The sequence below is a fragment of the Micromonospora sp. NPDC050495 genome, assembly GCF_040655175.1.
Taxonomy (GTDB): domain Bacteria; phylum Actinomycetota; class Actinomycetes; order Mycobacteriales; family Micromonosporaceae; genus Micromonospora.
On record NZ_JBFAJK010000003.1, the window covers coordinates 134,221 to 155,542 of the forward strand.

The 21,322-nt window shown below is 72.4% G+C and carries 18 protein-coding genes; 7 read left to right on the forward strand and 11 right to left on the reverse strand.

Annotated features, from left to right (window positions below; all coding sequences use genetic code 11):
- Positions 1 to 272: 272 nt before the first annotated feature.
- Complete coding sequence (locus AB0I11_RS05815; protein ID WP_357314061.1) at positions 273 to 677, reverse strand: cobalamin B12-binding domain-containing protein; 405 nt, start codon at positions 675 to 677, stop codon at positions 273 to 275.
- Between the two features lie 408 nt (positions 678 to 1,085).
- Here AB0I11_RS05815 and AB0I11_RS05820 point away from each other — a divergent pair, with 408 nt between their 5' ends.
- Positions 1,086 to 1,799 carry a M23 family metallopeptidase gene (locus AB0I11_RS05820; RefSeq protein ID WP_357314063.1) on the forward strand — a complete coding sequence of 238 codons (714 nt, stop codon included), beginning with the start codon at positions 1,086 to 1,088 and terminating at the stop codon, positions 1,797 to 1,799.
- 250 nt (positions 1,800 to 2,049) lie between these two features.
- Positions 2,050 to 2,835, forward strand: coding sequence for a M23 family metallopeptidase (locus AB0I11_RS05825; protein ID WP_357314065.1), 786 nt, complete (start codon positions 2,050 to 2,052; stop codon positions 2,833 to 2,835).
- Between the two features lie 61 nt (positions 2,836 to 2,896).
- On the opposite strand, the gene pcrA is transcribed toward AB0I11_RS05825, so the two are convergent.
- Positions 2,897 to 5,368 carry a DNA helicase PcrA gene (gene pcrA / locus AB0I11_RS05830; protein ID WP_357314068.1) on the reverse strand — a complete coding sequence of 824 codons (2,472 nt, stop codon included), beginning with the start codon at positions 5,366 to 5,368 and terminating at the stop codon, positions 2,897 to 2,899.
- Between the two features lie 287 nt (positions 5,369 to 5,655).
- On the opposite strand from pcrA, the gene AB0I11_RS05835 reads away from it, so the two are divergent.
- Positions 5,656 to 6,012 carry a chorismate mutase gene (locus AB0I11_RS05835; RefSeq protein WP_357314070.1) on the forward strand — a complete coding sequence of 119 codons (357 nt, stop codon included), beginning with the start codon at positions 5,656 to 5,658 and terminating at the stop codon, positions 6,010 to 6,012.
- A gap of 98 nt (positions 6,013 to 6,110) precedes the next feature.
- On the opposite strand, the gene AB0I11_RS05840 is transcribed toward AB0I11_RS05835, so the two are convergent.
- The 5 genes from AB0I11_RS05840 to AB0I11_RS05860 form a co-directional block, all read right to left on the reverse strand.
- Positions 6,111 to 7,127: a dipeptide ABC transporter ATP-binding protein gene (locus AB0I11_RS05840; protein WP_357314072.1), complete on the reverse strand. Its 1,017-nt coding sequence runs from the start codon at positions 7,125 to 7,127 to the stop codon at positions 6,111 to 6,113.
- The gene (locus AB0I11_RS05845) at positions 7,120 to 8,148 is read right to left on the reverse strand and encodes an ABC transporter ATP-binding protein (protein WP_357314454.1); all 1,029 of its coding nucleotides are present in this window, start codon (positions 8,146 to 8,148) and stop codon (positions 7,120 to 7,122) included. The genes AB0I11_RS05840 and AB0I11_RS05845 overlap by 8 nt, the downstream gene beginning before the upstream one ends.
- Before the next feature lie 25 nt (positions 8,149 to 8,173).
- Complete coding sequence (locus AB0I11_RS05850) at positions 8,174 to 9,157, reverse strand: ABC transporter permease (RefSeq protein ID WP_357314075.1); 984 nt, start codon at positions 9,155 to 9,157, stop codon at positions 8,174 to 8,176.
- On the reverse strand, positions 9,150 to 10,076 hold the full coding sequence (locus AB0I11_RS05855) for an ABC transporter permease (protein ID WP_357314079.1): 927 nt from the start codon (positions 10,074 to 10,076) through the stop codon (positions 9,150 to 9,152). The genes AB0I11_RS05850 and AB0I11_RS05855 overlap by 8 nt, the downstream gene beginning before the upstream one ends.
- Before the next feature lie 146 nt (positions 10,077 to 10,222).
- Positions 10,223 to 11,866 (reverse strand): ABC transporter substrate-binding protein, encoded by a 1,644-nt coding sequence (locus AB0I11_RS05860; protein ID WP_357314082.1) that lies wholly within the window; start codon positions 11,864 to 11,866, stop codon positions 10,223 to 10,225.
- A 433-nt stretch (positions 11,867 to 12,299) separates the two neighbouring features.
- On the opposite strand from AB0I11_RS05860, the gene AB0I11_RS05865 reads away from it, so the two are divergent.
- Positions 12,300 to 13,034, forward strand: coding sequence for a PIG-L deacetylase family protein (locus AB0I11_RS05865; RefSeq protein WP_357314084.1), 735 nt, complete (start codon positions 12,300 to 12,302; stop codon positions 13,032 to 13,034).
- Positions 13,035 to 13,077: 43 nt separating this feature from the next.
- Here the strand turns inward: AB0I11_RS05865 and AB0I11_RS05870 are convergent, their stop codons facing one another.
- The gene (locus AB0I11_RS05870; RefSeq protein WP_357314088.1) at positions 13,078 to 13,755 is read right to left on the reverse strand and encodes a response regulator transcription factor; all 678 of its coding nucleotides are present in this window, start codon (positions 13,753 to 13,755) and stop codon (positions 13,078 to 13,080) included.
- Between the two features lie 2 nt (positions 13,756 to 13,757).
- On the reverse strand, positions 13,758 to 14,999 hold the full coding sequence (locus tag AB0I11_RS05875) for a PspC domain-containing protein (protein ID WP_357314090.1): 1,242 nt from the start codon (positions 14,997 to 14,999) through the stop codon (positions 13,758 to 13,760).
- A gap of 200 nt (positions 15,000 to 15,199) precedes the next feature.
- Between AB0I11_RS05875 and AB0I11_RS05880 the strand changes: the two genes are divergently transcribed.
- The 3 genes from AB0I11_RS05880 to AB0I11_RS05890 all read left to right on the forward strand — a co-directional run bounded on the left by AB0I11_RS05880 (position 15,200) and on the right by AB0I11_RS05890 (position 18,965).
- Complete coding sequence (locus tag AB0I11_RS05880; RefSeq protein WP_357314093.1) at positions 15,200 to 16,969, forward strand: PspC domain-containing protein; 1,770 nt, start codon at positions 15,200 to 15,202, stop codon at positions 16,967 to 16,969.
- Positions 16,966 to 17,523, forward strand: coding sequence for a hypothetical protein (locus AB0I11_RS05885; RefSeq protein ID WP_357314476.1), 558 nt, complete (start codon positions 16,966 to 16,968; stop codon positions 17,521 to 17,523). The genes AB0I11_RS05880 and AB0I11_RS05885 overlap by 4 nt, the downstream gene beginning before the upstream one ends.
- A gap of 194 nt (positions 17,524 to 17,717) precedes the next feature.
- Positions 17,718 to 18,965 (forward strand): phosphatidylserine decarboxylase, encoded by a 1,248-nt coding sequence (locus AB0I11_RS05890; protein ID WP_357314095.1) that lies wholly within the window; start codon positions 17,718 to 17,720, stop codon positions 18,963 to 18,965.
- A 144-nt stretch (positions 18,966 to 19,109) separates the two neighbouring features.
- Here the strand turns inward: AB0I11_RS05890 and AB0I11_RS05895 are convergent, their stop codons facing one another.
- Both AB0I11_RS05895 and AB0I11_RS05900 read right to left on the reverse strand, forming a co-directional pair.
- Entirely contained in the window at positions 19,110 to 20,018 is a 909-nt protein-coding gene (locus AB0I11_RS05895; protein ID WP_357314098.1) for a CDP-alcohol phosphatidyltransferase family protein, read from the reverse strand.
- Between the two features lie 343 nt (positions 20,019 to 20,361).
- Entirely contained in the window at positions 20,362 to 21,288 is a 927-nt protein-coding gene (locus AB0I11_RS05900) for an NUDIX domain-containing protein (RefSeq protein WP_357314100.1), read from the reverse strand.
- Positions 21,289 to 21,322 lie beyond the last annotated feature (34 nt).

Genomic DNA, 21,322 nt, shown 5'->3' on the forward strand with positions numbered 1-21,322 from the left:
CGGAATCGACCCCCGGCACGCGGGAACGGAGGGGCCGGTTCAGCCGTACGGGGGATGTTGGGGGAGGTGCGTAACCCCCTGGTGAGGGCGTCGTTGAGTCTGATGTCGGAGCGCTGGTCAAGCGCGACGGCGGGAGACGGCCGATGCCCTGTCGGTCGAGGGGTGGCGGCGGGGCATCGTGCATAGAGGGGCCGGGCGTGTGAGGGGTGCGTCCGGCCTCTCCCCCTGCCCGGACACCGGCACCGGCCCCCGGCGCAGCCGCGCCTACCGGGTCAGGCGACCGGCTGGGCGACGTTGGCCCGGACCCAGTCCACGATCGACTGGGTGGTCGCGCCCGGGGTGAAGATCTTCGCGACGCCGAGCTGCTCCAGCTCGGGGATGTCGGCGTCGGGGATGATGCCGCCGCCGAACACCACGATGTCGGTGGCGTCGCGCTCGGCGAGCAGCTCGAGCACCCGCTTGAAGAGGGTCATGTGCGCGCCGGAGAGCACGGAGAGGCCGACGGCGTCGGCGTCCTCCTGGATCGCGGTCTCCACGATCTGCTCCGGCGTCTGGTGCAGCCCGGTGTAGATGACCTCCATGCCGGCGTCCCGCAGGGCACGCGCGACGACCTTCGCGCCCCGGTCGTGGCCGTCCAGGCCGGGCTTCGCGACGACGACCCGGATCCGAGAGCTCATCAGCGCACACCTTTCCCCGGCTACCGCACTCCTCGACTGAACGAACGGTAACCCGGCCGGGCCGCGGCCGGAAACCCGGGCCGACCCCTACCCGCGATAGGAGTCCCATTAGCGGCGGATCCGCCCGGCGGGAAGCCGGACGCCTCCGCCGAACGGTCACTGTGCGCGACGAACGGGCAGTTACCGGGCCACCCGACCGGCGGCACGAGCTATGACAAGGCCGGACGGAAACGGACAGAATGAAACCCCAATTCGGCGCTTCGGCTTGTGACAGGAGTGGCGGTTGGCTAACGTGTCCACGGTTGTCATCAAGTCCACGGACGGGTGATGACGCGGCCAGCGGACGTTCAACCGAGCTTCACCGAACGGTCCGAGGTCGCATCGGATCCCCGACAACGGAGGGTATGCGTGCGCCAGCGCCTGTCGTCTGAGCCCGATAGATATCGCGGCCGCCGCCGCGTACCCACCCCCCCGCGGAGCCGCTACGCCGCGGTCGTCACCACCGCCTTCGTCGGAGCCGGCATCGTCGCCCTCGGCGCGAACGCCCTCCCGGACGCCAAGAGCGTCAGCCCGTCGGTCCTCGACGAGCTCCGCCAGGCCTCGGTCACCAGCCAGGACGCCGCCGCCCGTGCCGACTCCGCGGACCGCGCCACGCGTGACGACCGCGCCGAGAGCAAGGCCGCCACCGAGCAGGACGTCTGGCTGCTCCCGCTGCACGGCTACGACTTCAACGGGCCCTACGGCATGCGCTGGGGCAAGCTGCACACCGGCATCGACCTGGTGGCGGCGGAGGGCACGCCGTACCTCGCGATCCACGACGGCACGGTCACCAAGGCCGGCTGGTGCGGCGGGTACGGCTACACGGTCATCGTCCAGCACGCCGACGGCAGCGAGGCCATCTACGGCCACTCCTCCGCGGTCAACGTGCGGGAGGGCCAGCAGGTGAAGGCCGGCGACCAGCTCGGCCTGGTGGGCAACACGGGCCACTCCTACGGCTCGCACCTGCACCTGGAGATCCATGTCAACGGGCAGCCGCTGGACCCGGTGCCGTGGCTGGCGGACCGCGGAGTGGACATCAAGCTGCAAGTCGAGGCAATCTACGCCGATGTAGCCGCGTCCTGACGCTGCGTATCGCCCATTGACCGCCCGGATCAGTCGATCCGGGCGGTTTTCGTTACGGCAAAGTCTGCCAGGTCACAGGAAGAAGTGTGAGCGGCGGCACACCCCTGCATGATCCTTTTCCGGCGGGAACCGCCCGGACGGGCACGAAGCCGGCGAGCAGCCGTCGGTGGCCGGACGTCGCACCGGGAGCCCGTACCCGGCGAAGGCACGGCCGACACCAGTATTTCGAGGTCAACGTGCCCCTCGACTGATGAAGGTCCCCGTGCAGGAAGACAACTCCCGCCAGAACGAGAACACCTTGGACGCCCCCGCCCGGCACCGGCGCAAGCACCCGGTCCGGCGCACCACATACCTGGCCGTCGGCGCGGTCGCGCTGGTCGCGCTCGGCCTCGGCGGCGTCTCCGTCGTCACCGCCGACCACGGCACCCCGAAACCGGCCGCCGCCGTCGATCTGGAGGCCGAGGCGCGCGCCGAGGCCGCCGCGCGCGCCGACCGCTCGGCCCGCGAGTCGACCGCGCCGGTCACCCCGTCCGCCACCCCGGCCAGCCCGTCGCCGAGCCCGAGCACGGCCAGCCCGAAGCCGACGAAGACCGCCGCCGCGAAGCCCAAGCCGAAGAAGGTGGCGAAGCCGAAGCCCACCTGGGTCATCCCGATGAAGGGTGCCGCCATCACCTCCTGCTACGGGCAGCGGTGGGGCACCCTGCACGCGGGCATCGACTTCGCGATGCCCGCGGGCACCCCGATCCACGCCGCCTTCGCGGGCACGGTGGTCAAGGCCGGGGACGCCGGCGACGGGTACGGCAACTCGGTCTTCGTCGACCACCACAACGGCTACCTGACCCACTACGCGCACCAGAGCCGGCTGATCGTCAGCGTCGGCGACCGGGTGAGCGCCGGCCAGGTCATCGGCTACGAGGGCGCCACCGGCGACGCCACCGGCCCGCACCTGCACTTCGAGGTGCACCAGGGCCAGATGTGGAACCAGATCGACCCGGCGCCGTTCCTGCGCGCCCGGGGCATCGACGTGGCCTGCTGACCGCACCGGCACGGGCGACGGCCCGGTCCGGCGTCTCGCCGGGCCGGGCCGTCGCTCGTGGTCAGAGCTTGTCGATCGGGGCGTGCCGGAGCACCAGCCACATGGTCTGGTCGCCGAAGTCGATCTGCGCCCGGGCGCCCGGGCCGTGCCCCTCGACGGCCAGCACCCGGCCCAGCCCGTACCGCTGGTGGTTGACCCGGTCCCCCGCCGCCACCTTCGGGGCCTGCTTCAGCTCGCTGGCCGTGGACAGCCGGCTGGCGTCCACCCCGAGCCGCTTGGCGAGCTGGGTCGCCTTGGGCGTACCCCCGGTGAAGCCGGCCCGCCCGCCGGGCACGCGGTCCGCGCGGCCGCCGACGCCGCCGCCCCCGCCGGCCCACGAGGTGTACGACCCCTCGGTCCGCTCCCAGCGGACCAGGTCCGGCGGCAGCTCCTCCAGGAAGCGCGACGGCGGGTTGTACGCGGGCGCGCCCCAGGCCGACCGGGTGACCGCCCGGGACAGGTAGAGCCGCTGCCGGGCGCGGGTGATGCCCACGTACGCGAGTCGGCGCTCCTCCTCCAGCTCCCGGGTGTCGCCCAGCGAGCGCAGGTGGGGGAAGACGCCGTCCTCCAGGCCGCTCAGGAAGACCACCGGGAACTCCAGGCCCTTCGCGGTGTGCAGCGTCATCAGGGTGACCACACCCTGGTGGTCCGGGTCGTCGGCGGGGATCTGGTCGGCGTCGGCGACCAGCGCCACCTGCTCCAGGAAGCCCGCCACGGTGGCCCGCTCGTCCTCGCCGCCCAGCGCCTCGATCCGCTCGGTGTACTCCCGGGCGACGCTCACCAGCTCCTGGAGGTTGTCCACCCGGCCGGCGTCCTGCGGGTCGAGGCTCTCCTCCAGCTCGCTCAGGTAGCCCGAGCGGGTCAGCAGCGCCTCCAGCACCTCCTCCGGGGTGCCGGTGTCGGCCAGCTCGCGGGCGCCGTCGAGGAGGGCGACGAACTCGGCGATGCCGTTGGCGGCCCGGGTGGAGATCCCCGGGGCGTCCTTGGCCCGGCGCAGCGCCGCGCCGAAGGAGATCCGGTCCCGGCTCGCCAGCGCCTCGACGCACGCCTCGGCCCGGTCGCCGATGCCCCGGCGCGGGGTGTTCAGGATCCGGCGCACGCTGACCGTGTCGTCGGGGTTGACCACGGCGCGCAGGTAGGCCAGCGCGTCCCGGACCTCCTTGCGCTCGTAGAAGCGCACCCCGCCGACGACCTTGTACGGCAGGCCGACCCGGATGAACACCTCCTCGAAGACGCGGGACATCGCGTTGGTGCGGTAGAAGACCGCCACGTCGGCGGGGCGGGTGTCCCCCTCGTCGACCAGCCGGTCGATCTCCCGGGCCACCCAGTCGGCCTCGGCGTGCTCGGTGTCGGCGACGTAGCCGACGATCTGCTCGCCGGCCCCGGCGTCGCTCCACAGCCGCTTGGGCTTGCGGGAGGTGTTCCGGTCGATCACCGCGTTGGCGGCGTTGAGGATGGTCTGGGTGGAGCGGTAGTTCTGCTCCAGCAGGATCGTCCGGGCGTCGGTGAAGTCGCGCTCGAACTCAAGGATGTTGCGGATGGTCGCGCCGCGGAACGCGTAGATCGACTGGTCGGCGTCGCCGACCACGCAGAGCTCGGCCGGCGGCAGCCCTTCGGTGCCGGAGACCAGCTCCTTGATCAGCACGTACTGGGCGTGGTTGGTGTCCTGGTACTCGTCGACGAGGACGTGCCGGAACCGGCGCCGGTAGCTCTCCGCCACGTGCGGGTGCGACTGGAGCAGGTGCACGGTCGTCATGATCAGGTCGTCGAAGTCCAGCGCGTGCGCCTCGCGCAGCCGCCGCTGGTAGAGCGTGTAGGCCTCGGCCAGGGCGCGCTCGTTGGGACCCTTGGCCCGGCCGGCGAACTCCTCCGGGTCGACCAGCTCGTTCTTGAGGTTGGAGACCTGGGCGGCCAGGCCGCGCGCCGGGTAGCGCTTGGGGTCGAGGTCCAGCTCGCGGGTGACGAGCTGCATCAGCCGGCGGGAGTCGTCGGCGTCGTAGATCGAGAAGGTCGACTTCAGGCCGGCGTGCTCGTGCTCGGCGCGCAGGATCCGGACGCAGGCCGAGTGGAAGGTCGACACCCACATGAGCCGGGCGCGCGGGCCGACCAGGGCGGCCACCCGCTCCTTCATCTCGCCGGCGGCCTTGTTGGTGAAGGTGATCGCGATGATCTCGCCCGGGTGCACGTCCCGCGCGGCGAGCAGGTACGCGATCCGGTTGGTCAGCACCCGGGTCTTGCCGGATCCGGCGCCGGCCACGATCAGCAGCGGCGAGCCGGCGTGGGTGACCGCGTCCCGCTGCGGCCCGTTCAGCCCGTCGAGGAGGGCCTCCGGGCCCGGCCGGGCACCCGGCGACCCCACCCCACGCCGCAGCGCCGCACCGGCCGCCACACGGCCCGGAGCGCCGCCCACCGGTGGCGAGGCGGAAGGAGGGCCGGCGTCGTCGTGCGGCGCGGGCTCGGGCGGGGACGCGGGGATGTCGAAGAGAGGATGCATCGCACGGCGAGTCTATGCCGCGCGCCGGACACTTCCCGACCGCGCGGCCCCGACGCGACCGAGGAGTCACGTCCCACCAGTTGACGACTTTCCTTGCGCACCGCGCCCGCGGGTCGGCATACTCGACGGCGTGTTCGATCAGCGCTTCTACTTTTACTACGGCACCGGGAGTCCGGCAGCCGTAGGTCGCGCCTGATCACAGACCTGCAAAGCCCCGGGCTCGGAGAGCCCGGGGCTTTTTCGTCCCGGGATCCGGGCACCGGGCCCGAGACCCGAGAGGGACGACGATGATGACTGACGTGGTGGAGTCCAGCGGCGGCCTGGCGCGGCCCGGCCGGACCGACGGCACCGAGCCGACCGGGGCGGCGGCCGGCACCGGCACCGGCACCGACGACTCGGCCGCCGCCGAGCGGATCGTGGCCATCCGGGAGCGGATCGACGAGATCGACCGCACGATCATCGCGCTCTGGCAGGAGCGGGCCGCGCTGTCCCAGGAGGTCGGGGCCACCCGGATGGCGTCCGGCGGCACCCGGCTGGTGCTCTCCCGCGAGCGGGAGATCCTGGAGCGGTTCCGGCAGGCGCTCGGCGCGGACGGCACCCAGTTGGCGTTGCTGCTGCTGCGGGCCGGCCGCGGCCCCCTGTGACGGGGTGCGGCGGCGGCGTGGACGCGGCCGCACCGACCCCGGATACGACGGACCGCCTGCCGGCGTCAGCGTGACGCCGGCAGGCGGTCCGGGTTGGATCAGGCCGCCTCGTGGGTCGGCACGATCTCCCGCCGCTCGGCGAAGTGGCAGGCGCTCGGGTGGTCCGAGCCCCGCCGGATCTGGAGCAGCGGCACCTCCTGGGCACAGACGTCCTGCGCCTTCCAGCACCGGGTGCGGAACCGGCAGCCCGAGGGCGGGCTGACCGGGGAGGGGACGTCACCGGTGAGCCGGATGATCGCCTTGTTGTCCCGCAGCGTCGGGTCCGGCACCGGCACCGCCGACAGCAGCGCCTGGGTGTACGGGTGCGTCGGGCGCTCGTAGATCTCGTCCTCGGTGCCGATCTCCACCATCTTGCCGAGGTACATCACCGCGACCCGGTCGGAGAGGTGGCGCACGACCGACAGGTCGTGGGCGATGAAGACGTACGACAGCCCGAACTCCGCCTGGAGCTTCTCCAGCAGGTTCATCACCTGGGCCTGGATGGAGACGTCCAGGGCGGACACCGGCTCGTCACAGACGATGATCTCCGGCCGCAGGGCCAGCGCCCGGGCGATGCCGATGCGCTGCCGCTGGCCGCCGGAGAACTGGTGCGGGTACCGGTTGATGTGCTCCGGGTTCAGACCGACCAGGTCGAGCAGTTCCTTGACCTTGGTGCGGCGGGAGTTCTTCGGGGCCACCTCCGGGTGGATCTCGAACGGCTCGCCGATCAGGTCACCGACTGTCATCCGCGGGTTCAGCGAGGTGTAGGGGTCCTGCATCACCAGCTGGATCTGCCGGCGCAGCCGGCGCAGCGCGCCGCCCCGGAGCTGGGAGATGTCCTGCCCCTTGTAGAGCACCTGACCGGCGGTCGGCTTCTCCAGGTTCATCAGGACCCGGGCCAGCGTCGACTTGCCGCAGCCGGACTCGCCCACGACGCCGAGGGTCTCCCCGGCCTTCAGCTCGAAGGAGACGCCGTCGACAGCCTTGACCTGACCGATGGTCTTCTTGAACACGATGCCCTGGGTCACCGGGTAGTGCTTGACCAGGTCACGGACCTCGATGATGTTCTCAGTCACGGCTCACGAGCTCCTCGGCGAAGTGGCAGGCGCTGGCCCGGCCGCTGCCGATCTGCAGCAGCGGGGGCACCTTCTCCCGGCACACCGGCTGCGCCATCGGGCAGCGCGGGTTGAACGGGCAGCCCGGCGGGATGTTCATCAGGTTCGGCGGGAGCCCCTTGATCGTCCGGAGCTCCTGCCCCTTCTCGTCCATCCGCGGGATCGAGTTGAGCAGGCCGAGCGTGTAGGGGTGCGCCGGCTTGGCGTACAGCTCGTACACGTCGGCTTCCTCGACGATCCGGCCGGCGTACATGACCGCGATCCGGTCCGCGACGTCGGCGACCACGCCGAGGTCGTGGGTGATCAGGATCATGCCCATCTGCCGCTCCCGCTGGAGCTCGCCGAGCAGGTCCATGATCTGGGCCTGCACGGTCACGTCCAGGGCGGTGGTCGGCTCGTCCGCGATCAGCACCTCGGGGTCGAGCGCCAGCGACATCGCGATCATCGCGCGCTGCCGCATACCGCCGGAGAACTGGTGCGGGTAGTTGCTGTACCGACCCTTGGCGTTGGGGATCTTCACCTGGTCGAGCATCTCGATCGCGCGCTTCTTGGCGTCCCCGCGGCTCATGCCGCGCCGGATGCGGAACTGCTCGGCGATCTGGAAGCCGACGGTGAAAACCGGGTTGAGGGCGGAGAGCGAGTCCTGGAAGATCATCGCAATGCCCTCGCCACGGATCCGACGCCGCTGCTCGGCGGACATCTTGAGCATGTCCTTGCCGTGGAAGCGGACCCGGCCACCGGTGACGAAGCCGGGCGGGGTGTCGAGGATGCCCATGATGGTCTGCGCGGTGACGCTCTTGCCGGAGCCGGACTCGCCGAGCACGGCGAGGGTCTCCCCCGCGTCGACGTGGTACGTCACCCCGTTGATGACCTTGGCGACGCCGTCCCGGGTACGGAACTCCACCCGGAGGTCGTCGACCTCGAGCAACCGGCCGGCGGGGCGGCCGGAGCCGTCGGCGCCCGGCGCGGACTGCTCGGACACGAGAATGTCGGACATCTCAGTTCCCCTATCGGAGCTTCGGGTCGAGGGCCTCGCGGACCGCCTCACCGAGCATCACGAAGCTCAGCACGGCGGTGACGAGGAACGCGGCCGGGAAGAACAGCAGGAACGGCGAGACCCGGATGTAGTTCTGCGCCTCGCTGATCATGATGCCCCAGGACACCACGGGGGTCTTCAGGCCGATACCCAGGAAGGAGAGCGTGGCCTCGGCGCCGATGAACGAGCCGACCATGATCGTGCCGTAGACCAGCAGCGGCGCCAGGCAGTTCGGCAGCAGGTGCTTGAGGATGATCCGCCCCGTGCCGGCGCCCAGGGCTCGGGCCGCGACGATGTAGTCGGCCTCCTTGGTGGCCAGCACCGAGGAGCGCATCAACCGCATCACAACCGGCCAGGTCAGCACGGTCAGCGACGCGATCACCAGGCCCATGATCGTCCATTCACCGTTGTCGGTGCCCGACCCGTTGAAGGTGGTCAGGATGACGATCGAGCCGAGCACGAACGGCAGGCCGAAGAAGATGTCCGCGGCCCGCGAGAGCAGCGCGTCCACCCAGCCGCCGCGGTAGCCGGCGATGATGCCCATGGTGCCGCCGATCAGCAGCGTGCCGATCACGGAGAGCAGCGCCACCACGATGGAGGCGCGGGCACCGTAGATGGTCCGGGCGTAGACGTCCCGGCCCTGCACGTCGTAGCCGAACCAGGCCGACGACGAGGGGTCGACCCGGCTGCGCGCCAGGTCACCGTTGACCGCGTCACCGCTGGTGAACAACCACGGGAAGGCGGCCATCAAGACGAACACCACGATGATGACCGCGGAGATCCAGAACAGCGGCTTGCGCCGCAGGTCGCGCCACGCGTCGCCGAGCAGGCTGCGCGGCTTCTCCCGCTTCGCGCTCTCCGGCAGGCCGGCGTTCGTGGGCGCACCGGAGCCGGCCTCGGTCGGCATGGTCGCGGGCGGGGTCGAGACGATCGACGCGGTACTCGGGTCACTCATAGCGGATCCTCGGGTCAAGGGCGGCGTAGAGCAGGTCCACCAGCAGGTTCATCACCAGATAGACGAGCACCAGGACCACCACGATGCCGACAACGGTAGCGCTCTCCTTCGTGACAATCGCCCGCAGCACCTGGCGGCCGATGCCGTTGATGCCGAAGATGCCCTCGGTGATGATGGCGCCTCCCATCAGGGCACCGAGGTCGGTGCCGAGCAGGGTGACCACCGGGATCAGCGAGTTGCGCAGCAGGTGCACGCCGACCACCCGGCGCATCGGGAGGCCCTTGGCGATGGCGGTACGGACGTAGTCGGCGCGGCGGTTCTCCGCGATGCTGGTCCGCGCCACCCGCGCGATGTACGCCGACGAGGCGCTGCCCAGCACGAAGCCCGGCACGATCAGCTCGCTGAGCCGCATCTCGTTGGAGACGGTCGGGGTGATGATGCCCCACTTGACCCCGAGGAACCACTGGAGCATGAAGCCGATGACGAAGACCGGCAGCGCGATCAGGAAGAGCGACGAGACGAGGACCAGGTTGTCCAGGAACCCGTTGCGCCGCAGACCGGTCAGCACACCCGCGCCGAGACCGATCACGGCCTCGATGACCAGCGCCACCACCGCCAGCTTCAGGGTGTTGGGGTACGACGTGGCGATGATGTCGCCGATCTCGCGACCACTGTACGTGGCGCCGAAATCACCCTGGAAAAGGTTCTTCATGTAGCTGGCGTACTGCACCCAGATCGACTGGTCGAGGTGGTACTTCTCGGTCATCATCGCCCGGAAGTTGTCCGGGCAACCGCGGTCGCCGCACTTGCCGGCGAAGGGGTCGCCGGGCACCGACCAGACGAGCCAGTAGATCAGGAAGGTCGTGCCGATGAAGACCGGCACGAGTTGCAGCAGCCGTCTCAACAGATAACGGCCCATGGGGTGGTCCTCCAGACAGGGGGCGCGTCGGACGGCCGACACGGTGGTGACAAACGTGCGAGGGGCTTGTTGTACACCCCCTCGCGGAACGGCCCCGGGTCGGGCTCACCGGTAGGCGAGCCCGACCCGGGGTCAGACCGTTCGGATCAGAGCTCGACCGAGGTGATGTCGAGCTCGCCGACGTTGGTCAGCTCCATCTTCTTGATCTTCTCGGAGTGGCCGGACTGCTGGCCACCGAAGTAGATCGGCATCGACGGGACGTCCTGGTCGATGAGCTTGACGGCCTCAGCGAACTTCTTGTGCGACTCCTCGAGGCTGGGGGCCGCGGAGGCCTCCTTGGCGAGGGCGTCGACCTGCGGGTTGCTGTACAGACCGTCGTTCGAGGAACCGCCGGTCACGTAGAGCGGGTTGATCCAGTTCTCCACGTCCGGGTAGTCCTGCTGCCAGCCGGCACGGTAGGCACCGGTCTGCTTGTGGGCGTTGATGTTGGCCCGGAAGACCGCGAAGGTCGGCACGCCGACGGCGACCGCGTCGATGCCCAGGTTGGTCTTGATCTGCTGGGCGACGGCCTCCATCCACTCCTTGTGGCTGGCGTCCGCGTTGTACGACAGGGTCAGCTTGCCGGTGAAGCCACCGGCCTCCTGCAGGAGCTGCTTCGCCCGGGCCGGGTCGAACTTGCAGGCGGTGCAGTTGCCCGGCTCGGCGCCCGGGGTCAGCGGGTTGGCCCAGCTGTCGGCCGGCTTGCGGTTACCGAAGAAGATCTTATCGGTGATCTGCTGCCGGTCGATGGAGTGCGAGATCGCGGCCCGGAGCTTCGCGTTCTTGAACTTCGGGTCGTAGATCGGGAAGGCGATGATGCCCGTCGACGGGGTGGTCGACGCGATCGCCCGGTCGCCCAGGTCGGTCTTCCACTTGTCGCCGGCCAGCGAGGAGACCGGGACCTGCTGCTGGAAGTCCAGGTTGCCGGAGACCAGGTCGCTGTAAGCGGCCGTGTCGTCCTGGTAGATCTTGACGGTGACGTCCTTGATCTTCATCTTGTCGCGCAGGTTGTAGTCGTCGAAGCGGGTGAGCTTGATCTCGACGTCGTCCTGCCACGACACCAGCTTGACCGGGCCGTTACCGATCGGCTTCTTGCCGAACTCCTCGGGCTTCTGCGAGAAGAAGGCGTCCGGCAGCGGCATGAAGGCGCTGTAGCCGAGCTTGGTCGGGAACACGGCGGTCGGCGCGGAGAGCGTGACCTCGAAGTTCCAGTCGTCGACGACCTTCAGGCCGGACATCTCCTTGACCTTCGGCTCGGCGGCCTTCTTCGGGCCGTCCGGGCCGTCCGGGTCCTCGGTGTAGGTGTCGTTGAAGCCCTGGATGTCGGAGAAGAAGCTGGCGTTCTGCGCGCCGTTCGGGCCGTACGCAGCCCAGTTCCAGGCCTTGACGAAGCTCTCGGCCTTGACGGTGCTGCCGTCGTGGAACTTGGTGTTCTGCTTGATCTTGATCTTGAAGACCTTGGAGTCGCTCGTCTCGATCGACTCGGCGAGCGCGTTCTGCGGCGCGCCACCGTTGTTGGGGTACTCGACCAGGCCGGTCCACATCCAGTCGATGATCTTGCCGCCACCGGTCTCGGTGGTGTTCGCCGGAACCAGGGGGTTCTCCGGCTGGGTGCCGTCGATGACGATGGCGCCGTCCGCGCTGGCGCCGGCGTCGCCACCTTCGTTGTCGCCGCTGGAGCAGCCGGACGCGATGAGCGCGAATGCCGCGCCCACCGCGAGCGCGCCGCTCGCCCGCTTCGAGACTCTCATTCCGAGGGGCCTCCTCTTTCTAACCTGGTTCCGTCGTGGGTTTCACGCACGTTTGGGGGGTGACGCCACCGCCGGCCCGAAGCACAGGTCGGCGGTTTACCGCAGGGGAAATCGGGACACCCCCAAGGGCACCGATCCGCCGGGCACCACATCCTCGGTGAACGCCACCGCGCAGGGTCGACAGCCACGCGGCGTCACGCGGAAGGCAGCGTCACGTGGTCGGCGGGCCCGACGGGGTGCCCCACACCGGGGGTGAGGTGCTGCCACTGTGACACCCACCAGCCCTTTCCGTGAAGGTGCCGTTATCAAGACGTTAGTTGGCCGCCACGTTGCCGATACTTGAAAAAAGATCATGAAAGGGGCTGGTCGTACCGCCGCGAACAGGCAGGACAGCGCCACTTCGGGCGACTCCGGACGCGTAGGCTGAGGTGCTGTGAGCTTCCCGCCCTCCGCTCCGCCCCTTCCCGACGTCCGGCGGGCCCTCGCGGTTTTTGCCCATCCGGATGATGTGGACTTCGGCTGTGCGGGCACCGTCGCCCGCTGGGTGGACGAGGGCGTCGAGGTGGCGTACCTGATTGTCACCCGGGGTGACTCCGGCGGCTTCGACGAGACCCCGCGCGAGCAGATGCCCGCCCGGCGCGAGGCCGAGCAGCGGGCCGCCGCCGCGGCGGTCGGCGTACGCCGGGTCGACTTCCTCGACGGCCACCACGACGGCACCCTGACGGCCAGCCTGGAGCTGCGCCGCCAGATCACCGCGGCGATCCGCCGGTTCCGGCCGGACCGGGTGCTGACCAGCTCCCCGCTGCGCCGCTGGGAGCACCTGGCCGGCCCGAGCCACCCCGATCACCTGGCGGTCGGCGAGGCCACCACCTGCGCGGTCTACCCCGACTCGCGCAACCGCTTCGCCTTCCCCGAGCTGCTCGACGCGGGGCTGGCGCCCTGGGTGGTCCGGGAGATCTGGTACGCCGGCGGCCCCGGCCCGGACCACGTGGTCGACGTGACCGACCAGCTCGACCGCCGGATCGCCGCGATGCGGGCACACCACTCCCAGACCGCGCACCTGGACGTGCCGACCTGGGTCCGGGACCGGCTCACCACCATGGCGGACAACGCCGGCCTCCCCGCCGGCCGGCTGGCCGAGGCGTTCACCGTGCTGCGCACCGAGTGAGCCCGGCGACCGGTAGCGATCAGCGGCCGGGTGCGGCGGCCGCTCAGACCAGCCGGCGGTCGGCCGCCCAGCGGGACAGCTCGTACCGGTTGGACATCTGGAGCTTGCGCAGCACGTTGGAGACGTGCGTCTCGACCGTCTTGATCGAGATGAACAGCTCCTTGGCGATCTCCTTGTACGCGTACCCTCGGGCCAGCAGCCGCAGCACCTCGCGCTCCCGGTTGGTGAGCTGATCCAGCTCCGGGTCGGCGACCGGGGCGTCCGGACGGGCCGCGAAGGCGTCCAGCACGAACCCGGCCAGCCGAGGGCTGAACACCGCGTCCCCGTCGGCCACCCGGCGGATCGCGTCGGTCAGCTCGTCCGGCGAGATGGTCTTCGTGACGTACCCCCGGGCGCCGGCCCGGATCAGCCCGATCACGTCCTCGGCCGCGTCGGACACGCTCAGCGCCAGGAACCGCACCTGCGGGTGGGTACGGCGCATCGCCTCCAGCACCGCCCGGCCACCGCCGTCCGGCATGTGCACGTCGAGCAGCACCACGTCGGGCTGGGTGGCCGCGATCCGGCTGACCGCCTCGGCCACCGTGCTCGCCTCCCCCACCACCTCGACGTGCGCGCCGAGTTCCGCGCGTACCCCCGCACGGAACATGGCGTGGTCGTCGACGAGGAAGACCCGCAGCCGTCCGTCCCGCGCCGCCAGGTCGACGGGTTCCTGCTCGGCCATGGTCATTTGTCCCTTTCCGCTGTGGAGCCGTTGCCGCTGATCGGCAGGATCAGCCGGACCTCGGTCCCCTCCCCCGGCTCGGACCGGATCTCCGCCCGGCCGCCGTGCCGCTTCATCCGCCCGATGATCGAACCCCGGACGCCGTGCCGGTGATCCTCCACGGTATCCGGGTCGAAGCCCTTGCCCCGGTCCCGGACGAAGACACTGACCTGGTCGGGCTCCACCTCGGCGTAGAGCGAGACGGTCTGCACCTCGGCGTGCCGGGCCGCGTTGACCAGCGCCTCGCGGGCCGCCGCGACCAGCGCGCCGACCCGCTCGTCGGTCTCCCGGTCGCCCACCACCACCGCCTCGACGGTGATCGCGAAGGTGTCCTCCACCTCGGCGGCGGCCTGCTCCAGCGCGGCGGCGAGCCGCTCGGTGGGCGAGGCGGTCGGCTTGTAGAGCCAGTTGCGCAGTGACCGTTCCTGACCTCGGGCCAGCCGCTGCACCGTCTTGACGTCGCTGGCGTTGCGCTGGATCAGCGCCAGGGTGTGCAGCACCTGGTCGTGCACCATGGCGGCCAGCTCGGCCCGCTCCTGCTCCCGGATGCGCCCCTCGCGCTCGGAGCGGAGCTGGTTCCAGGTGCGCCAGAGCACCGGGCCGGTCACCACACCGACCCCGGCCAGGCCGACCAGCGCGAAGATCACGCCGTTGAGGATCGCGTCGAAGTTCTGCGCCGGGGAGTAGACCGCGGCGACGCCGATGATCCCGACGGCGACGAGCAGTCCGCCGCCGATGAACCGGAGCACGAACGCCCGCCGGTCGCTCTCCTCCACGACCGCGCCCAGCCAGGGCACCGGCACCGTGTCGCCCCACTGGCGGCGGCGCTCCGGCGCGGACTGGTGCCAGATCACGCCGGCGCCGACCGCGATGATCGCGACGAGCCAGCCGGCCGTGCCGGCCGCGCCCACCGAGTGGAAGGCGAGCACCTGGATCATCAGCACGCCCAGCCCGATGGCCACGAACGGCAGCAGCTGGCCGAGGTCCCGGCGGGGCGGCAGGGCGGTGTCGCCCGGCCGGGGCGGCACGACCGCCCAGAACGCGGCGTACAGCAGCAACCCGAGGCCGTTCAGGCCGAGCAGCACCATGAAGGCGATCCGGACCCGGAGCACCGAGATGCCGAGGTGCTCGGCGAGGCCGGCGGCCACCCCGGCGGCCAGCCGGTGCTCGGTGGCCCGGTAGAGGCGCCGCGGTTGCGGGGTCACGGTGCTGCTGATCGGAGGCTCCCGGGTCGGGGGGACGGGTGATGCGGGCCGGTCTGCACCAGCGCCGTCCCGATCGTCACACGCCCGGGCCCGCCGGGACCACGGGGACGCCCCCGACATTCACCGGCCGCGGATCTCAGGGTGGCGTCAGGGTCGGGTCCGGAGGTCGTTCGGGCGGCCGGCGCAGCAGGATCTACAGCATGAGCGAGGACGCCGCCCGTCCGCCCCAGCCCGGGGCGGCAGCACAGGACGGGCCACCACCACCCCCACCGGGGCCGGCACCCACCACCGCCGGTCCCTCGGCCGCGCCGCCACCGGGGGCGCAGACCGCCGGTTCCGCGCCGTTCCCCGGCGCGCCGCCGGCCGGGTACGCTCCGCCACCCGGCGGCGCCGGCTTCACGTCCCGGTACGGGCTGGTCCGCCCGCGCGACGGCCGGTACCTGGCCGGGGTCTGCGCGGCGATCGGCCGGGCCACGAACACCGACCCGGTGCTCTGGCGGGTGCTCCTCGCGGTGCTGGGCTTCTTCGGCGGGATCGGCATCCTGGTGTACGTCACCGCCTGGCTGATCATCCCCGGTGAGGGCGACACCGCCTCCCCGGTGGAGTCGATGCTCGGCCGCGGCCGGTCCAGCATGTCCCCGGTCACCGTGATCGTGCTCAGCATCGTGGTCGCCGTCGGCTTCGGGTACGTCGTCACCAACGCGTTCCGGGCGATCCTGCTCGGCGCGGTGATCCTGATCGGCGGTGCGCTGATGCTCAACCGGGACGCCCGCGGCCCCGGCGCCGGCCAGCCCGCGCCCGCCGGGCCCGGCACGCCGCCCGGCCCGGTGCCGTCGGCCGCCACCACACCGGCCGCCGCCACCTGGCCCGGGCCGTCCCCGACCCCGCCGGCGGGCGCGGCGACTCCGGACCCCTGGGCGCCGCCCGCCGCCGCGCAGCCGGCCTGGTCGACGCCGGCCGCCGCGCCGGACCCGACCGTCGCCGCGGCCGCCTCCGGGCCGCCCGCCGGCTACGACCCCACCCTCGCCGACCCCACGACCGCCCAGCCGGCCTGGTCCGGCTCCGCACCCACCACCGCGCAGCCGGCCTGGTCGGCCGGCGGCTACCCGGAGTCGACGCCGGTCTCCGGCGGCCGGACCGGCACCACCTGGCCGGCCGCCGGCACGCCGGGCTGGCCAGGCGCGCCGACCACCGGCGCACCGGTCGGGGAGCCGGTGGCCGTGCCGGCTCCGGCAGGCGCGCCGCTGCCATCGGGCGGCTACCGGCCGCCCTTCGCGCCGCACGGCCCGTACGCCGGGCCGACGCCGCCGCCGGTGCCGGCGCCCCCGGCCCGGCCGGTCCGCGCCCCGAAGCGGCCGAAGGAGCGCTCCGCCCTCGGCCCGGTGACCTTCTCGCTGATCTTCCTGGCGCTCGGCGTGGTGGGCGTGCTCGACCTGCTGGACGTCTTCCCGGTGGGCGCCGCCGGCTACTTCGCCGCCGCGCTGGCCACCATCGGCCTCGGGTTGCTGGTGGGCACCTGGTTCGGCCGGGCCCGCTGGCTGATCGCGCTCGGCCTGGTGACCGCGGTGGCGCTCGGCTTCGCCACCGTGGCCGAGTCCTACGACCGGGTACGCGGCATCGACGGCGACGTCACCTGGGCCCCGGTCGACTTCCGGGACCTGGCGAACCGCTACGAGAACAACTTCGGCGACGCGGTGCTGGACCTGCGCGCGATCGACTTCGACAAGAAGGACACCCAGGTGACGGTGGCAGTCAACTTCGGTGAGGTCACCGTGGTCGTACCGCCGAAGGTCGACGTCACCACGGTGGCCGACGTGAACGCCGGCGACGCCACGGTCTTCGGCCGGCGCACGGGCGGGCTGAACGGACGCCAGTGGGAGAACACCGACCTCGGCGCCGACGGCCGCGGCGGCGGCACCCTGCGGCTGATCGTCCACGTGAACGCCGGCAACCTGGAGGTGACCCGGTGAAGGCCCACCGCACCGACCTCGTGTCGTTCGCCTTCGGGCTGGTCTTCCTGGCCCTCGCCCTCTGGTGGCTGCTCGCCCGGATCCTCGGGCTCACCCTGCCCCCGGTCGGCTGGTTCCTGGCCGGCGCGCTCATCCTCATCGGCCTGCTCGGCCTGCTCGGGGCGCTGCGCTCCGGGCGGCACGCCGGGGACGGCACCGCACCGCAGCCGGTGGCCACCGTCGCGGCGCCGTACGAGGACGCGACGCCGACCAGCGGCGTCACCGGCGGGGTGGAGGCCGACGAGTGGCCCGGGACGGCCGTCACCGACGACCTCGCCCCGGCCCGGGAGGACCATCCCTACGGAGGCGGAGGCGAGCCGCGCTGGTCCCCGGCCAGGCCGCCGGTCGGCGAGGACGCCCCCGTCACCCGGGAACTGCCGGTCACCGACGACCCGGCCGGGCACGACGCGTCCACCACCCGCGAACTGCCCCGCACCGACGACCCGGACGGGCCGGGCGGCGAGCGGCGTACCGGCGGGGACGACGCGGGCCCCGGGGGCCAGCGGCCGGGCTGAGCACGGCGGTGCGGCGCCGCGGCGGCGCCCCCTATGCTGGCTGGTGGAGGTTCCGCCTCCGCCGGCCGGCCCCGCCGGCGCCCCGGCCGCGGCCGGCGCGTCAATCGCCGGGCCCCGGTCCGCGGCCCGGCCGCCAGGTCGCCGTGGCGGTCCAACCGCGTTCTGTCGTCACCGGAGTCAGGAGCCCGTCCGACATGACCCAGTCCCCCGCCGTGCGCGTCCCCGGCCTGTCCGGTCCGGCCCGCCTCGGCGAGCGCGCCGCCCGTACCCTCGTCTCCGAGCTAGCCCGGCGCAACGACTCGAAGGCCGGCCTGGTGGTCGGCGCGACCCCCGATTCCGCGGTGCTCGCCGCGGCGATCGACGCGCTGCTCCCCGGCGACCGGCTCACCGTCGTGCCGGCCGAGGGCGCCACCCCGGCGGTGCTCCGCGAGCACGTCACGGCCCAGGGCCGTTGGGTCGCCGACCGGGTACGGGTGGTCGACACCATCGCCGAGGCGGACGCCGCCGAGGTGGTCATCGCCGCCGAACCGTTCACCGGCACCGCCGACGAGGCCCGCGGCGCCGTCGACGGCCTCACCAAGTACCTCACCGACGGCGCCGTGCTGAGCGTGGCCGCACCGGTGTTCCGCACCGAGGGCGCCGCCGCCGAACTGGACCGGCAGGGCGTGCTGCACGGCGTTCGCACCGACCTGGTGCTGCGCAACTCCCCGCCGGTACGGGTGCACCACCTCCGCTTCACCCCGGCCGGCGCCGCGCTGGCCGCGAAGCTCGCCCCGGCGTACCGGCCGTCGAGCGTGCCGCTGACCCGGAGCATGCACATCGACTCCAACGGGGTCGCCGCGGCCGGCATCAGCCTCGGGCTGGCCGCGCTGGCCCGGGCCGCCCGGCCGAAGTCGAAGCTCTGGCTGCTCCCGGCGCTGGCCGCCGCGCCGGTGGCCGCGTTCTTCCGGGACCCGGAGCGGGACGTCCCGGAGGACCCGTCGGCCGTGGTCGCCGCGGCGGACGGCCAGGTCCTCTCGGTGCAGCGGCTGCACGACGAGCGCTTCGGCGACGGGGAGTGGTTGCGCGTCGCGGTCTTCCTGTCGGTGCTCGACGTGCACGTCAACCGCTCGCCGGTGGCCGGCAAGGTGGTCGACTACTTCGTCGCCGACGGTGGTTTCGTCAACGCGATGAAGCCGGACGCCGAGCACAACGTGGCCGCGTACACGGTGCTCGACACCGAGCACGGCACCGTGGTGGTCGCGCAGCGGACCGGCCTGATCGCCCGGCGCATCGTGCAGCGGGCACCGGTCGGGGCGCTGCTGGCCAGGGGTGAGCGGTTCGGGCTGATCCGGTTCGGCTCGCGCACCGACGTCTACCTGCCGGCGGACGCGGCGGAGCCGCTGGTCGGCCCGGGCGACAAGGTGGTCGGCGGCGCCACGGTGATCGCCCGCTGGCGCTGAACGGGCGCATACGAAAGGGGCGCCGCTCGTCGCGGCGCCCCTTTCTTCTGCTCTCGGCTCCGGTCGGTCCCGGTGCCCGCTGCGCTCGGCTCGGGTCGGTCCCGGCGGTGCCGCCCGGTCAGGCCCGGCGCTGGTGCAGCCCGGTCAGGCCCGGCGCTGGTGCAGCCAGAGGACCGGGCCGCTGACCAGGTAGCCCACCACCACGAGGGCGAAGGTGATCCGGATGTCGACCAGCGCGCCGACCACCGGGGCCAGCCAGATCCACGGCGGCAGCTTCAGCAGCCGGGCCAGCTTCGCGTACGGGAAGCTGGAGACCATGGCGAAGGCGAGCAGGGCCACCCCGGCGACCATCACCAGGCCGGAGACCGGCAGCCCGATCGCCACGGTGAGGGCCAGCACGGCCGCCGCCATGGTGGTCGGTACGCCGCAGAAGAACCGGCCGTCCTTGGGCGAGACGTTGAACCGGGCGAGCCGGATCGCGGCGCAGCCGGCGACGAGCGCGCAGGCCACCGCGGCGGCCGCCGGCGGCACCGAGCCGGCCAGCGAGGCGTAGACCACGACCGGGGCGGCCAGGCCGAACGAACACATGTCGGCCAGCGAGTCCATCTGGGCGCCGAACGGGCTGGCGACGCCGAGCTTGCGGGCCAGCGCGCCGTCCAGGCCGTCGAACGCGACGCAGGCGATCAGGCAGAGCGCCGCGGTGCGTACGTCGCCCTGCATGGCCAGGAAGATCGCCAGCATGCCGAGCATGAGGCTGCTCAGCGTGCAGGCGTTGACCAGGGCGAACTTGGCCCGGCGGGCGGCGGACCGCTCGCCCGGCAGCAGCGGGATCGACATCACCGAGGCCTCGTCGACCGAGGTGCTCGGGGCGAGCGCCGGGCTGACCGGCATCACCGCCTCGACCTCGGCGTCGAACCGGCCGTACCGGCGCCGCTGGCGGTCGGTCCATCGGTGGTCCGGGGTGACCAGGTCGGTGCCGGGGGCGGTGACCCCGTCCCGACGGCCCACCCGGACCAGCAGCACCTGGCGGGCGAACGTGCTGCTGCGGCGCAACCTGCCCGCCCAGCGACGCCCTGCGGGGCGCGGACTGTCAGTCGTACGACGCCGGCGCCATGGGGCTCTCGGCACGTTTCCTCCATCACCGGATCGGCTTACCGCCAGGGGCGGGTGTCCGGCTGTCTCGTGCCGGACCTCTCGAGTCCGGCAGCCCTTTTTGCGGAGTACACCATTGCACAGGGGATAGGGGCTTGGCGATAGCTGCCGGCGGTACTTATAACATCCTTAACCGCGCGAACCGCTCAGTTATTCCCATCTCGGGCTTCATCGCCCGTTTTCGTCCACCCGTCCTAACTCCGACTGTACCGGAGCTGACCCGTCCCGGTCGGGTGAGCGGGTGCTACCTGCCCCGTTGTCCGGTTGCCCGGGCCGCCACGTCGGTCATCGACAGGCCGCTGACCTGCTCCGGCGCGAACCAGGCGGCCTTTGCCGTGGAGCCGCCGGCGAGTTCCGTCACCACCGCCTCGGTGGGGGCGTCGACACGGACCCGATAGATCACCCGGACGCCATGCCAGTCCAGCGGGCGCCCCTCCGGCCCGAGCGCGGCCGGGTTGTGCAGGTTGTCCACGGCGATCAACTCAACCACCCGGCCGAGCTGGCCGGCCTCCTCGACCAGCTCGCGGAGCAGCCCGGCGGCCGGCTGCTCGCCGTGGTCGGTGCCGCCGCCGGGCAGGTGCCACCGACCGGCTCCCGGATAGCCGTCGGCGATCATGGTGAGCAGCACCCGGCCGGCCGGGTCGGTGACCAGCCCGTACGCGGCGAAGCGCTGGCGACGGTCGCGGTCCGGTGCGGCCAGGTCGGGCGGCAGCGCCCGGGGCGGGCCAGCCGGCAGGGGTGCCACCGGCAGCCCGAGCAGCTCGGCGGTGAACGGCACCAGCGGCCGGGCCGCCGCCTCCCCGGGGGTGCACCAGCTCAGCTCGTCGCTGCCGCCGGCCGGGCCCGACCCACCGGCGCGCACCTCGACGTCGAAGACCAGCCGGTCGGTGTGCAGCGCGACGCCCTCGGCGGGAAAGGTGGCCACGTCGGCCACCGCGGCCCGGATCCCGGCGGCCGCGACGGCCAGCCCCGCCTGCGCGGCGAAGCTCCGCTCGACGGCCCGCGCCGGGTGCTCGGCGTGCTCGATCCCGCCGCCGGGCAGCTGCCACGCCCCCGGGGACGGACTCCGGTCCGACCGGCGCGCCAACAGCACCCGCCCGGCCCCGTCCCGCAGCACCCCGTACGCCCCGATTCGCCGCCACTGCTCCGCCACACCCACCACACCCACCACTCCCCCACCCCGGCCGGAGCCGGGGCACACAGCA

Coding starts and splice junctions, on each gene's coding strand:
- AB0I11_RS05815 (WP_357314061.1), bottom strand. CDS start 677: ATGAGCTCTCGGATCCGGGTCGTCGTCGCGAAGCCCGGCCTGGACGGC.
- AB0I11_RS05825 (WP_357314065.1), top strand. CDS start 2,050: ATGAAGGTCCCCGTGCAGGAAGACAACTCCCGCCAGAACGAGAACACC.
- pcrA (WP_357314068.1), bottom strand. CDS start 5,368: ATGCATCCTCTCTTCGACATCCCCGCGTCCCCGCCCGAGCCCGCGCCG.
- AB0I11_RS05835 (WP_357314070.1), top strand. CDS start 5,656: ATGATGACTGACGTGGTGGAGTCCAGCGGCGGCCTGGCGCGGCCCGGC.
- AB0I11_RS05850 (WP_357314075.1), bottom strand. CDS start 9,157: ATGAGTGACCCGAGTACCGCGTCGATCGTCTCGACCCCGCCCGCGACC.
- AB0I11_RS05855 (WP_357314079.1), bottom strand. CDS start 10,076: ATGGGCCGTTATCTGTTGAGACGGCTGCTGCAACTCGTGCCGGTCTTC.
- AB0I11_RS05860 (WP_357314082.1), bottom strand. CDS start 11,866: ATGAGAGTCTCGAAGCGGGCGAGCGGCGCGCTCGCGGTGGGCGCGGCA.
- AB0I11_RS05870 (WP_357314088.1), bottom strand. CDS start 13,755: ATGGCCGAGCAGGAACCCGTCGACCTGGCGGCGCGGGACGGACGGCTG.
- AB0I11_RS05880 (WP_357314093.1), top strand. CDS start 15,200: ATGAGCGAGGACGCCGCCCGTCCGCCCCAGCCCGGGGCGGCAGCACAG.
- AB0I11_RS05890 (WP_357314095.1), top strand. CDS start 17,718: ATGACCCAGTCCCCCGCCGTGCGCGTCCCCGGCCTGTCCGGTCCGGCC.